This is a genomic window from Citrobacter sp. BDA59-3 (assembly GCF_015167655.1).
GTDB lineage: Bacteria > Pseudomonadota > Gammaproteobacteria > Enterobacterales > Enterobacteriaceae > Phytobacter > Phytobacter diazotrophicus.
Map to the genome: position 1 here is coordinate 2,616,887 of NZ_CP063427.1, position 13,538 is coordinate 2,630,424.

At 54.3% G+C, this 13,538-nt stretch carries 13 protein-coding genes; 8 read left to right on the forward strand and 5 right to left on the reverse strand.

Annotated features, from left to right (window positions below):
• Nucleotides 1-90: 90 nt before the first annotated feature.
• The 3 genes from IP582_RS12295 (at nt 91) to IP582_RS12305 (ending at nt 1,026) form a co-directional block, all read left to right on the forward strand.
• The gene (locus tag IP582_RS12295; protein ID WP_193796122.1) at nt 91-324 is read left to right on the forward strand and encodes a hypothetical protein; all 234 of its coding nucleotides are present in this window, start codon (nt 91-93) and stop codon (nt 322-324) included.
• Nucleotides 325-574: 250 nt separating this feature from the next.
• Nucleotides 575-748 (forward strand): GhoT/OrtT family toxin, encoded by a 174-nt coding sequence (locus tag IP582_RS12300; protein ID WP_064572403.1) that lies wholly within the window; start codon nt 575-577, stop codon nt 746-748.
• 104 nt (nt 749-852) lie between these two features.
• Complete coding sequence (locus IP582_RS12305) at nt 853-1,026, forward strand: GhoT/OrtT family toxin (RefSeq protein WP_064572402.1); 174 nt, start codon at nt 853-855, stop codon at nt 1,024-1,026.
• Between the two features lie 61 nt (nt 1,027-1,087).
• Here the strand turns inward: IP582_RS12305 and IP582_RS12310 are convergent, their stop codons facing one another.
• The 3 genes from IP582_RS12310 to IP582_RS12320 are packed head-to-tail and all read right to left on the reverse strand — an operon-like array spanning nt 1,088 to nt 7,618.
• On the reverse strand, nt 1,088-3,259 hold the full coding sequence (locus IP582_RS12310; RefSeq protein WP_193796123.1) for a virulence factor SrfC family protein: 2,172 nt from the start codon (nt 3,257-3,259) through the stop codon (nt 1,088-1,090).
• Nucleotides 3,256-6,237 (reverse strand): virulence factor SrfB, encoded by a 2,982-nt coding sequence (locus IP582_RS12315; protein ID WP_193796124.1) that lies wholly within the window; start codon nt 6,235-6,237, stop codon nt 3,256-3,258. Before IP582_RS12315 ends, IP582_RS12310 begins: the two co-directional genes overlap by 4 nt.
• Nucleotides 6,238-6,241: 4 nt before the next feature.
• Nucleotides 6,242-7,618 (reverse strand): SrfA family protein, encoded by a 1,377-nt coding sequence (locus IP582_RS12320; RefSeq protein WP_193796125.1) that lies wholly within the window; start codon nt 7,616-7,618, stop codon nt 6,242-6,244.
• Nucleotides 7,619-7,898: 280 nt separating this feature from the next.
• Between IP582_RS12320 and IP582_RS12325 the strand changes: the two genes are divergently transcribed.
• Complete coding sequence (locus IP582_RS12325; RefSeq protein ID WP_079497473.1) at nt 7,899-9,497, forward strand: ABC transporter substrate-binding protein; 1,599 nt, start codon at nt 7,899-7,901, stop codon at nt 9,495-9,497.
• An 11-nt stretch (nt 9,498-9,508) separates the two neighbouring features.
• Nucleotides 9,509-9,742 (forward strand): DUF2526 family protein, encoded by a 234-nt coding sequence (locus tag IP582_RS12330; protein WP_039079091.1) that lies wholly within the window; start codon nt 9,509-9,511, stop codon nt 9,740-9,742.
• Between the two features lies 1 nt (nt 9,743).
• Here the strand turns inward: IP582_RS12330 and IP582_RS12335 are convergent, their stop codons facing one another.
• Both IP582_RS12335 and mddA read right to left on the reverse strand, forming a co-directional pair.
• Entirely contained in the window at nt 9,744-10,193 is a 450-nt protein-coding gene (locus tag IP582_RS12335; protein WP_193796126.1) for a DMT family transporter, read from the reverse strand.
• Complete coding sequence (mddA, locus tag IP582_RS12340) at nt 10,193-10,708, reverse strand: L-methionine sulfoximine/L-methionine sulfone acetyltransferase (protein ID WP_039079089.1); 516 nt, start codon at nt 10,706-10,708, stop codon at nt 10,193-10,195. Before mddA ends, IP582_RS12335 begins: the two co-directional genes overlap by 1 nt.
• Nucleotides 10,709-10,746: 38 nt before the next feature.
• Here mddA and IP582_RS12345 point away from each other — a divergent pair, with 38 nt between their 5' ends.
• From IP582_RS12345 to IP582_RS12355, 3 genes are all read left to right on the forward strand, one after another.
• Entirely contained in the window at nt 10,747-11,319 is a 573-nt protein-coding gene (locus IP582_RS12345) for an XRE family transcriptional regulator (protein ID WP_193796127.1), read from the forward strand.
• Between the two features lie 70 nt (nt 11,320-11,389).
• A complete protein-coding gene (locus IP582_RS12350; protein WP_193796128.1) occupies nt 11,390-12,427 on the forward strand; it encodes an NADP-dependent oxidoreductase in 1,038 nt (345 codons plus the stop codon).
• 259 nt (nt 12,428-12,686) lie between these two features.
• Nucleotides 12,687-13,343, forward strand: coding sequence for a GntR family transcriptional regulator (locus IP582_RS12355; RefSeq protein ID WP_193796129.1), 657 nt, complete (start codon nt 12,687-12,689; stop codon nt 13,341-13,343).
• The last annotated feature ends 195 nt before the right edge of the window (nt 13,344-13,538 follow it).

A 13,538-nucleotide genomic window follows, 5' to 3' on the forward strand; every position in this document is an offset into this window, starting at 1 on the left:
CAGAGTCAGCCTGTCATGTCCTCTGAAGGCAGACTGAGATGCCACAGTGTATGTTTTAGGGTTAAACAAGGGAGGTTTTCATGGTCAGGGGTGCTTTCGTCTTTTTTTTCCTGTTTTGCGCATTTGCCGCAACCGCTGCTGATGGTGGGAATGGGGGGGACGGGGGAAACGGTTCTGATGGCGGCAACGGATCGGATGGTGCGGCTGGCGTCAGCGCTGCGGGCCGCGCGGGTTGTCCGGGTGGCACAGATCCAGATCGGTCGGGAAAATTTTATCTTCCGGGTACAAAAGAGCAATGCAATCCCGGCAAGCAGGATGCAATGAAAAGCGCCAGACAATAGTGTTGAAGCGGGCTGATTTGCATTCAGTGATGGCCCGGCTTCGCAACGCGGGCATTACGCATACGGGTAGAGTGCAGTAACAAGAAGCGACGGTCGCGCGTTGCCAGTCCGATAAATCAGGATCACGTCAATTTCCCCCTCGTGATAAAGCGCACGATTAGTGAAAAAACTTGATAAATGTCAATAAAAGCGGCATATTGCGCCCGTTTTGTTATCACAGGGTTAGTGTGGCTATGTCGCTTTATCAAAAAATGCTGGTTTTTTACGCAATTATGGCGCTGCTTTGCGCAATCATTACCTGGTTTTTATCCAGCGACCGTAAACGGATCCGTTTTCTGAGCGCGTTTCTGGTGGGCTCGACGTGGCCGATGAGCTTTCCGGTGGCCTTACTGGTCTCACTGTTTTGATCTTTTGTTAAATAGTGACGCAAGGCGTGACCGGTTAGACAAAAATAACCTTAAAAAATGTGCAACATAGTCTGCGTATGTTTTCCATGGAAAGGAGGCGGACGATGGACTTGTTCATTAAGATGTTAATGTTTTATGCCGTGATGGCATTACTGACGGGCGTAGCGACCTGGTTTTTATCCAAAGAGACTCGCCGGATCAAAACGCTCAGCGCGTGCTTAGTCGGCGCAACATGGCCGATCAGCTTCCCGGTTGCCCTGGTGTTCTCATTTTTCTAGCATACTGAGCGCGTGTAAAGCGATAAGGCCCGACCCACCGGTTATGGTGGCCGGGTCTTTTTTATGGCAGCAGCGTTTTGAGTTTCTTGCGCGCGGTGGGAGAAATATCATGCGGATGGCTATAACCCATGTTTTCCACTGACCGGGTATAGAGAGCGACCAGCCAGTCGTAAACATAGCGCGTTGCAGCGTGAACAGGTTGTTCGCCTAAACGCGTTAACCGTTCCGTCGAGCCAGAATTCGCGGAGGCGAACACAGCGCTGCCTTTCTGCACGCGGCTGGCAGGGCGCTGCGCTTCCGGTACATCGGCATAACCCAGCCAGGCGACAAAATTACCAATAGCGGCGTACAACTGCGCCGCAGAAGCGGTATCGCGCTGCATAATCTTCTGCAACTGCTCCGGCATATTCAGTCGGTAGCTACTGATGATGATGATTTCCGCCATCTGCCGCACCGTGGTGGACGAGAGGCCAAGCCGGGCGGCGTTCTCATCATTACGACTCCACTGACGCAAGTGGTTGATCCACATCGCGTGCGCCTGTTGGCCCGCATCACGCGCCACTTGAGGCTGTTCGCTGCTCTCTGCCGCCTCGCCAAACAGGTCGATGGCATCGTTAAACAAGCCGCTGACCTGTTCTTCGCGCGGTTGCTGAACCTTCCACAGAGAGTCAAATTGCTGCATATCCGGCAGCAGGCCTTCCAGCAATTCGCCATGACGCGCCGCATGGGTCTGCAACTCACGCACGACCGCTTCTGCGCGGGTACGCTGAGCGGCATTCTCTTTTGCGGGGGCGATAAGCCAGGCCTGCATCAGATCGCGCAGCGCCAGTTGATGACGTTCACGCAGGGATTTGAAGCGATGCTGACGCAACGCCGGGGCGGTTGCCTGGGCGAGCCACTCAAGAACCCGTTGTAAACTGCTGGCATCCAGCGCCTGCAGCGTACCCCAGTGCTGGCCCGGTTTCCCGACCAGTTGTTGCACCACTTCATCAAGATTCTGCCCGCTGGTAAAACGGGCATCGTGCGGGGTGATGGTCCAGACCAGGCCAGGGAGTGCGGTCTCGTGACCCGATTGCGTCTCCTTCACCCAGTTCAGTAACGCTTTCGCCGTTGCCGTCGTGGTTGAGCGATGCGCTGTGGCATTGCAAATCAGTAAGACATCCGGCTGTAATTGCTGACGATAGCTCTCCAGCAGCCAGCGGCATTTACTGTTCCACAGCGGATGTCCCTCCTGCGGCGCCGGGGTGGGGATATCCAGAATATCCACACCGTTCAGTTCGCTGTTTTCGACCGGAAGCACCAGCTCTTTGGTTAATAGCGCCAGCGTCGAAACAGGAATACTGACCGCATTCTGTAATTGATCGTCCGACCATGGATGCACCACCACCTCACCGGCAATCGCTTCATTGTCCTGTTCCGTTGGGGTGAGAAAACCTTCGGTCGGCAGGGCGAAGTTATCGACTAACAGGCTCAACGGCGCCGCCAGTTCCCGGGCGTTTCCGGTCTGGTGCAGCGTATGCGCCAGCGATAGCCACTGTTGTGTTAACTCCTGCTGCTCACCCCACAGCAGTGCCCAGGCACTGGCGCGAGCGCTCAGGTCCAGCGATGGCAGAAGGCAGGCGAACTGATACCACAGCGCGTCGTCCATATGCTGTTGTGATGACGGCACCACCGAGCGCCAGAAACGGGCAATTCCCCCGACATCTTCCGCGCTCATGCCTGGAACCGGGTTTGGCTGGCGCAGTGCGCGCCATTTTGCCAGACGGCTTTCAATAACCGTCTTGTCGACAACACGCACTTCCGGCATGGCCTGCGCGTGCGCGATAAACACCTGCACCAGCTCCGCTTCGCTAATCAGACGTAAGCGCAGGGGAAAATTATCATCAACACGCGGATTTTCGCGGCTGAAACGCAGCGCCATACTGGTCAACATATGGCCGGGGTTGAGATGGCTGAAATAATCCAGCGTCTTCTCGCCCAGCAAGACATGTAAACGTCCGTTGCCGCTGTCGCACAGCGCGGCAAGTAAATGGGCTTTGGCTGCCTGAGCGTGCCCGTACAGACCAACGGTGCAGGGCATTTTCGCGGCGCTTTCCAGCGCGGTTTCCTGTGCCGTTAGCGCCGTTAAGCGCGCCAGAAGCGCGTCCGCGTCATCATCCAGCAATGGTGAAATCTGACGGTTTTCATTGATCCATACCCTGATCGCCTGGGTCGTGCTCATACTTGCACTCATTTCAGATACACACTCCCGCTGTCGATCCAGTAATGGCTGCCACTGTGGCGGCGATCGGCCAGCGTATTCAATTTGAAGGTTAACGCATCGGCGGGAACCGGCGTACCATCCTGCAGCCAGGCTTCGCTCAGAATAAACGATTCCGGCCCCTGGTGTTTGTTGCCGCCGCTAAACTGCAGTCGCACATTCAACACCCCGTCGCCCGCGATGGTCTTCGCCAGTTCAGAAGAGTTAATGCTCAGCGTGTAGAGCGGGGTGGCAGGCCAGCGGGCGTTTGCCAGTTGACGAAAACCGAGCGTGACATTACCACGCAGCGGGAAATGCAGACGGGCATCCAGTTTCGCGCCCGGTTTATCCAGATCGATATCGTGATACCAGATATTCTCATCGCGCAGGGTGTTGACCACGTTATCCAGCACGCCGAGATAGCGCACGGTCGAGTAGGCGCCGATGTCAGCGGCTTTAAAGTTAAAGCGCGGCAGGCGCAGATCCAGCGCCAGGCTACACAGCATTGCCCCTACCGCCGCGGTCGATTTCGGGTTGCCGATTTTGCCTTGCTGGCTAAACGGATACCACTCATGTACGCGGTACTTATCAAGCCAGATCATGCGGTTAACCGGCACCGGCTGCAAATGGCGAATCAACGCCTGCACACCCGGCAGACAGCCAGGACGTCCGGTAATCAACAGGACATCACAACAGTAGTGGCTGATGGCTTCGCAGACCGCGTGCAGCGGCGAGGCAAGAGTAAATTGCCCGGCTAGCATCGCGTCCTGTAATTCGCGGAAGTTGACCTGTATCGGTACGCTCAGCACATCAAATTCCGGCGAGCCGGCAGGGAGCGCGTGGTCGATCGCCTGTTTCAGGTAGTTCATCACGTTGCGCGTTGGCAACTGGCTCAACAGTTCGCCGAATGTGGCATACAGCCCGGCAAGCGGATCGTTGACGTCACTCTCTTCCCACGCCGCCAGAATGGCATGGCCAATGGGCATAAACAGTTGCAGGGTGGTTTGTTGGCGCAACACCGCCTGCGTATCAATCCGCCCGGAGTCGCCAAACAGGGTTGCCAGCAACGAGGCGGCATCCGTAATCCCGGCTTTTTGCAATTGGGTTTGCATCGCAGGCAGCACGCAGCGCTGAATCACATCCAGCAGCACATCGTCACCCGCCACTTTAAACCCTTCACGGAACAGCAATTGCGGGGTGATTTTAACGTTGCTGCCGGTACCATCATCAAGCTGATAATGGGTGATCGCCATATCGGTTGTGCCGCCGCCAATATCCACCGAGGCAACGCGCAGGGAGCGTCCCGGCCGCGCGCCTGGGGCTTCGGCCCGATCGGGACGGGCGAGGGAGGCAAAAAAAGTTTCGGTTTGCCCGGCGTAGCGGGAAATCGCCTCGTTATACAGCCAGACGAGTTGACCGCAACTGGCTTCGTCCCACTCCATCTGGATATGCGGAACCGGCACCACGCTTTTTTCCTGCTGCTTGCGATGCGCAAAGTCATCATCCTGCGGATGCCAGCCCATGGCTTTCCAGACCAGCGCAATAGCTTCGAACATCCGGCGGCGGAAAATTTCACGTTCCTGCTTTGGCATCGCCGACGGCAGGGTCAGAATAATGGTACGCAACTGACGCGGCGAGGCGGGAAAGCCCAGACGCAAACGGGTGGCGACGCTGTTAATCTGCCCGAGCGCCTGTGCCAGCAGCTCGCACAGCATATGTGTCATCAACGTGCTGCGGCTGTATTGTGGCGAAAAGACGGGCAGGCGCTCATCGACGGGCAGGGTATACAGCGGCTGGCCTTCATCGTTCATCAGGTTCATCAGCGGAAACGCGGTTGCCAGAGGTTCGCGCTGTGTTTTGCTGTTCATCTGGCTAAAACGCCAGTCCTGCAATACCGGGGTTTCATCCCAAAGGTAACGGCGCGGGCTGGAAATTCCGCTGTTGCCTTCGGTTCCCAGACGCTGCATCGCCAGTTTGCGCGCCTCGTCGCCGACACGCACAATAGAAGGCCAGATAAACGCGTCTTCGCGCCCGCTTTCTACCGAGAAATGCTGTTTGCCAAAGCGCGCTTCGGAGAACTCCAGGCGGCTGGTGAACAGGGGTTCATTAAGGAATTGCGGCTCACTTAAGGAGCGCACCTGCAGCTCGGCGGTCTGGCGCAGACCATCGTTGGCATCGCCATGATCTTCAATAATGACGCCACAGGTGTGGGTGTTGCCGACATCGAGAATTAAATCCACCGGGATAGCCGGGGTGCTCAGCGTATGGGTGACAATTTTCACCTCAGGCACCAGAAGCTGCGTTCCCAGAAGGGTAAGCAGGTTCAGCCAGTGCGCCTGATATTCAAAGCTGCGCAACGCCTGGGTAATTTCACGCTCACTGCGTTGTTCATCCTGATTGATGTGCTGAAGAAACGCTTCCCGTAACCAGCCATCTACCCAGGTCTGATCGAGAAAGTCCGCCACTTCGTCATCACGCCAGGCCAGCGCGAAGCGTGTGCCGTTAAGAATATCGTTCTCTTGCGGTGCCAGCGCTGACGGGGAGTTGCCGTTGATCTGGCTGTCGAGGGCCAGGGTTACGCGGTGGGTATTCCCGGCGCCATCCGGTTCACTCAGTTTACGAATCTGTACACGCGCCCAGTTTTCTGGCCCTTCGACAAAGGTACGCGGCGGGTTGAAGCGTAAGAACGGTATGGGCAGCCACACGCCATCGAGCACCGCCAGCGACGCGTGCAGCGACTGGGTGCTTTCCGGTTTGACTACCTCGGGCATGCCGCCATTGTGCGCCGGTAGGGTATAGCGTTCATTGACCAGATCGTAATCCAGGCGCAACAGTGGACCGTTCGCCGTCTTACGTACAAAGCGACCGCTTTGTGCCGACTCCTGTGGCGTCAGGCCAAAATCGAGAAACTGGACGCCACTGTTGGCGATAAGAGTGACGCTCTGTTTGTAATCACAAAGATTAACCAGCATAAAATCAGGCACCTGTTTTTCTGAAGGTCACCGCAACGGGCGTGGTATTCGCTTCAAAGCGCGCACTGCATTCCGCGATATCATTGGTTCCGGCTTTGCAGGAAATCTCCGGCATTGGGTAGCGGGAACCGTCGGTGCAACGTGCCGTGCTGCGACTCTTGATCATTAAAACCCCGGTTTCGTGCAGGCCGGAGTACAGGTCGGCGCGACAGCTCAAATTATTGCCCTGAATAACGCGCGCCGTGCCTTTATTGTTCTGGATCTGAAAACGCATGGTGACATCTTTGCCGGTGGCCTGGTCTTTCACGTCCATCACGACGCGCCAGTTACCATTGAGGAAACGGGTTGAGCCCGTTTTCACTTCCAGCGCGTCCATGACCAGCGCATCTTTCGGGATAGCGGTGATCACCAGCGGTTTTTTCTCATGTACCACGGGTTCAGGTGTTTCCACTTTGGGCGCAATCACCTCGGCCTGATGGAGCGGCAGATTTGCATTCAGCGTTGGGATGTGACGCACAACGGCGACCGGCGCAGGTTCGGGGCTGGCCACCACAGGCGCAGACTGTACGGTTTTCGGTGCGGGGGCTTCATGTTGCTGATTTAGCCATAATGGCACCGCTACCGCCGCAGCCACGGCGGCCGCAATCGGCAAAAACCACAGGCCGTAGCGACGACGTTTTACCGCGACAGGGGCTGGCGTCGGTTCCGGCTCGGGAGCGGGTTCAGGTTCAGCAACCGGCGAGGCCATTTGCATTACCGGTTCGTCTTTCGCTACGGCTGTGCTGATTCCCGGCACAGGCGCGAGCAGCGGTTCGTCGGCGTGGCTTATCGTGACCGTGGCAACAGGCTCTTCGGCAGGTTCCGGTTCTGGTTCGATAACGGCAAGCGGCTCCGGAATATCTTCTTTGCGCAGGCATTCCAGCACATCTTCTCTGGCACTCTCATTGAGATTAACAAAGCCCCAGAAGGTGATGACCGGCTTACCGTCGACAAGAAAAACGTGGTTTTCACCGGGAAACTGCAACGCTTTTTCCAGCAGTGAACCAAACAGTTGCTGCGCTGTTTTTGGCGACTGCATGCATTTGCGGCTGAGGGTCGCGGCGCTGTCCAGGGTGCTTTCCAGGTAACGTAAGGCACGAAAGCGCGCATCTTCATCGGCGGCTTTCCAGGCCTGGGCGCGGCCTTCGACAGGGGAGTACCAGTCAACGCGGTCGCCTTCATCATTCACCTGCGGTATGGCAAGGCAGTCAACCAGCGCCTGCTGCTTACGCAGACGCAGGGCTTCACGAATTTGTAACGCCGAATCAAATACGGCCTGACCGCCGCCGCCCACGGCTTGAAAATCATCAAGATCGCCGCTGCGCAAGAGTGTTTTTGCCACGTTTTCATCCCATAGACTTTTTCACGCGTCTACTGTACGCAATGTCATCACAAACAAACGGCAGAAGAGAGCGCAAAACCATTGAATTCTCGACGCATTGAGACCATCTCATAAACCTTGACGGCAAGAAGTTCGTTTAAGTTGAATGATAAATTTAATTTTGCTGGAAAATTCAGCAAAAACAACTGGATTAGAATAACCTGATAGTGATTCGTTATTTGCCAGTTCACTTTTGCTGTGCTGAGATTAATACTCCAAATAATAAATAAGGCCCGAATCTATGTTCGCAAGGAAATCCCTGCTCGCGCTGGCGCTGAGCACGCTGTTACCTGCAGGCGCCGTGTGGGCGGCAAACAATGACACCCTTGTCTATTGCTCCGAAGCCTCGCCGGAATCGTTCAACCCGCAAATCGCCAGCTCTGGCCCATCGTTTGTTGCCAGTTCACAGGTGCTGTATAACCGCCTGGTGAACTTCGATCCGGTGAAAAACACCCCGATTCCGTCACTGGCCACCGCCTGGACAATCTCGCCGGACGGGAAAACATACACCTTTACGCTGCGTCAGGGCGTCAAATTTAACAGCAATAAATACTTTAAACCGACCCGCGATTTTAATGCGGATGACGTTATTTTCTCCGTCATGCGTCAGAAAGACCCTAACCATCCTTATCATAATGTTTCGAAAGGAAATTACGAATATTTCAGCGATGTTGGGCTGGATAAACTGATTCAGGATGTCAAAAAGGTTGATGACTATCACGTTCAGTTTGTTTTGAGCGAGCCTAACGCCGCGTTTCTTGCGGACTGGGGTATGGACTTCGCCTCCATCCTCTCGGCGGAATACGCCGACGCCATGCTGAAAAAAGGGACGCCGGAGAATGTCGATAACTGGCCGATCGGTACGGGCCCGTATGTCTTACAGCAATACAAAACCGACGCGCAAATCCGCTATCTCGCAAACCCCAACTACTGGGACGGCGAGGTGCCGACAAAACACCTGATTTTTGCCATCACCCCGGATGTCCAGACGCGTCTGGCGAAACTGCAAACCAACGAGTGTCAGATTATCCCGGCGCCTGCGCCGGTTCAGTTTGAGCAGATTAAAGGCAATAAAGATCTGACCCTGCATACTATTGATGCGCTGAACGTCGGCTATCTGGCGTTTAACACCGAGAAAAAACCGTTTGATAATGTCCTGGTACGTCAGGCGTTGAATTACGCTACTGACAAAAAAGCGATTGTCGATGCGGTCTTCCTGGGGTCGGGTACCGTGGCGAAATCACCGTTGCCGCCGAACATGCTGGGCTACAAAAAAGATCTGAAAGATTACGGCTACGATCCGGAGAAAGCCAAAGCACTGCTGAAACAGGCCGGGCTGGAGAAGGGCTTTGAAACGACCCTCTGGTCCATGCCGGTACAGCGTCCGTACAACCCGAACTCACGTCGCATTGCGGAGATGATCCAGAGCGACTGGGCAAAAGTGGGCGTGAAAGCGAAAATTGTCTCTTATGAGTGGGGCGAATATCTGGCCGGGATGCGTCGCGGTGAGCATGATACCGCGCTGTTTGGCTGGATGTCGGATAACGGCGACCCGGATAACTTTGCCGACACCCTGTTAAGCTGCGCCAGTGTGAAAAGCGGTTCGAATGCCGCACGCTGGTGCGATAAAGCGTATGATGGCCCGGTACTGCAGGCTAAACTGACCAGCGATCCAGCAAAACGCGCCGGGCTTTATGGTCAGGCGCAAGAGGTCTTCTATCAGCAGGCGCCGTGGATTGCGCTGGCGAACGGTAAAACCTTCTATGCTACACGCAGTAATGTCACGGGTTATAGCGTGAGCTTAATGGGCAGTGATTTTTCGAAAGCAAAACTGAATTAACAGGGGGAGGCATGTCACATCTGGATGAGGTAATCGCCCGCGTGGACGAAACCATTGCACAAAGCGTGATTGCAAATATGAATGAGCTGCTGATTGCACTGAGCGACGATAGCGCGCTGAGCCGGGAAGAGCGTTATACCCAGCAACAGCGCCTGCGCCACGCCATCTCGCAGCATGGTCGTCAGCATAAAGAGGATATGGAAGCGCGACGCGAGCAGCTCACCAAAGGTGGCAGTATCCTGTAAATCAGAACTGGCGTCTGGCAACCAGCCAGGCGCCAATCACCAGCAGAACCGCACCGCATACCGGGCCAATCAGGGCTTTGAGTGCCACCCCCTGACTTCTGACCACATCCATCACCAGCCCTCCAATCAACTGACTGGCTACCAACACGGCAATGGTGGTGGCGGCCCCCACGTACTGATAGCCGCTGATACTGGCGAAGACAAAAAACGAACCGAGCAGGCCGGGAATCAAGGTCCACCAGCGGACGGTTGCCACCAGTTCGCTAAAGCCGGACAGACCGTATTTCACCAGCAAAATACTGACAAACAGAACGATCCCCACCAGCGAGTTCAGCAACATCGCGATCAATATAGTGGACGACGACTGGGTGATGCGTACCATCAGGGTGTTTTGCACCACCAGGCCAATGCCAGCGGCAACCAGAAAGCAGAGGGTAAGGGTCTGATTCATCAGATGGCGTCCGGGTCCTGGCGCTGATCCAGTTGCAACTGCATAAACGTCAGATCCAGCCAGCGGCCAAATTTGGTGCCCACCTGCGGCATCTGTGCGGTGACGGTGAAACCCAGTTTCTCATGCAGATGGATAGAGGCATGGTTCTGCGACTCGATGCCAGCAACCATCACATGTTTGCCAACACGTTTAGCCTCGTCAATCAGTCGCGCCATCAGCGCCTGACCGATTTTCTTACCCTGGTGATCCGGATGGACGTAGACAGAATGCTCGACCGTGTGACGGAAACCGTCGAACGCGCGCCAGTCGCCAAACGACGCATAGCCAGTGACAACGTCACCTTCTTCGCTTACCAGTACGGGATAACCCAGTAGCGCGCGTGCTTCGAACCAGGCAATCCGGTTATCCACGTCAACAGTTTTGTCATTCCAGATGGCCGCAGTGTGCACGACGGCGTGATTGTAGATCTCTGCAATTGCCGCGCAATCGTCTTTACTGGCGTAACGAATATTCATGGTTGAACCTCAGTGCTTGTTCACTATAGTATTACGATATGAATACTATTACAGACAGCATAAATCAACGGATCAGTGCGCGAATTCGTGTTGAACGGGAATCACGAGGCTGGTCGCTTAGCGAACTGGCCGAGCGCGCTGGCGTCTCGCGCGCCATGATCCATAAGATTGAACGCGGGGAAAGTAGCCCTACGGCGACACTGCTTGCCCGCTTATCCGGGGCGTTTGGCATTAGCATGTCTACCCTGATTGCACGCGCTGAGATGCAAGAAGGAAAGCTGTTGCGCTTTGCCGACCAGCCCGTCTGGCGCGACCCACAGACGCATTATTTGCGCCGTCATATCTCGCCGCGCAGCGATCTGCCCATCGACCTGGTACAAATCGATTTACCCGCTGGTAGCAATATCCCGATGCCCGCTTCTTCCTACGCACTTGCCAGGCAATTGATCTGGTTGCAGGAGGGGGAGCTGGTCTTTATGGAGGGTGATACGCGCCATGAAATGAAAGCGGGGGATTGCCTGGAGCTCGGCCCGCCGAATGACTGTCGCTTCATTAATGAAACCGACACATCCTGTCGCTACCTGGTAGTGCGCCTTAATCCAGGCAGTTAATAATGGATGTGCATCTCCTGTTTTCCACGACTAGTATCAATAGAACTTTTCATGGGAACAGGAGAGCAACATGAAACAACAACATGACCGCAACCGCCGTTGGGTTCTGGCTTCAAGGCCAAAGGGCGCGCCGACAGTCGACAATTTTCGGCTTGAAGAAGATACCATTGCCACCCCAGGCGAAGGCCAGGTGCTGCTGCGAACCGTCTACCTTTCACTTGACCCCTATATGCGCGGCAGGATGAGCGATGCGCCATCTTACAGTCCGCCGGTGCCGGTTGATGGCGTCATGTGCGGCGCTACCATCAGTCGCGTCGTACACTCACAGCATAACGATTTCCACGAAGGCGACTGGGTGCTGGGCTACAGCGGCTGGCAGGATTACGAGATTTCCGGCGGTGAAGGGCTCGTCAAACTCGGCGAAAATCCTGAACATCCATCGTGGTCGCTCGGCGTGCTCGGAATGCCGGGTTTCACTGCCTATATGGGGTTACTGGATATCGGGCAGCCGAAAGCGGGAGAGACGCTGGTCGTCGCTGCGGCTACAGGTCCGGTAGGGGCGACGGTCGGCCAGATAGGTAAACTCAAAGGGTGCCGGGTTGTGGGCGTTGCCGGCGGCAGTGAAAAATGTCGCCATGCGGTCGATACACTTGGTTTTGATGCCTGTATCGATCACCATGCCAGCGATTTTGCCGAACAACTGGCGAAAGCCTGTCCACAAGGCATCGATATTTATTTCGAAAATGTCGGCGGCAAGGTATTTGATGCTGTATTGCCATTATTGAATACCGCAGCACGAATTCCGTTGTGCGGGTTGATTAGTGGTTATAATGCGACCTCTTTGCCGGATGGTCCGGATCGTATCCCGTTATTAATGGGGACGCTCCTGAAAAAAAGAATTCGCTTGCAGGGGTTTATTATTAGCCAGGATTATGGTCACCGCATCAACGAATTTCAGCGTGACATGTCGCAGTGGGTTAAAGAGGGGAAAATCCATTATCGCGAGCAAATCACTGACGAACTTGAAAGCGCGCCAGAGACCTTTATTGGCTTACTTGCCGGGAAAAACTTCGGTAAAGTTGTGATTCGCGTCGGCGAGGATAACTAAAAATGGTGGTGACGGTGAAAACCGTCATCATAATACGTGCAAAATTTTTAAAAACGTCTTTAATTATACAAGCATAAGGAATCGACGACCTTATCGGTAACGGTTCCTGGTAGTTGTGCATAAAAAATAACATTTTGTTCTAACTTTACGCGTCAATCCAATACCAGGCATGCTTATACATAATATATCTTCGTAAATTATGTTCACCGACACGCTACCAGGCTGAAAATAAATAAGAATTTGGACGGGACACAATCACATGCTTGATTTGGAAAAAGCGCAGCGGACGAGCCTTACTATGCAGGTAGAAGCCAGTCTAAAGAGTGCGCTTATTATTGGTGCGCTTAAACCTGGCGCCCGGCTCATCACGAAAGAAATTGCAGATCAATTAGGAACCAGTATTACGCCTGTCAGGGAAGCATTACTGCGTCTTGTTTCCGCAGGGGCACTTCATGCTACTCCTGCGCAAGCATTCCTTGTTCCGGACGTGGGTAAGGCACGATTCATAGAAATTAGTGATATTCGCAAAAAGCTTGAGGGTATGGCTGTACGCGCTGCCTGCAAAAATATGACGGCAGGTAAAGTTCATGAATTGCGTATTCTTGCCGAGGCTTTTAGTGAGGCAGCAAAAACAGGAAATACTGAATTGACTTTGCAGTCGAATCGCGTATTTCGCTTTGCCGTATATCATTATGCGGAAATGCCCACGCTTGCCGCAATAATTGAACAATTATGGGTTCGGATTGGCCCATGCTTTAATTATCTTTATCCTTCATCACCTGAGTTATCGCGTGGATATGATTATAGCGATTTATTATCCGCATTCGAGAAAGGCGACGAAAACGGTTGCGAAAAAGCAATATACCGCACCATTGATGATGGCGCAGGCATACTGTTAAAGCAGTTCAATAGCTGAGTGATAGTTTAGTCTTGAAATCATTCAGTGCAATTTGATGATTTTTAAATGCTCCCCACCAAAAATTTGGCAAAGGGGAGCATCATCATCACGTTTTTTGTCTTCAGCGATTTTCCCTCTTAACTCCCTGGGCTGCCTGCCGATAATCGATGAGTGCTAAGTTGAGCGCTAACATTGATGTGACGCAAGGAGTTT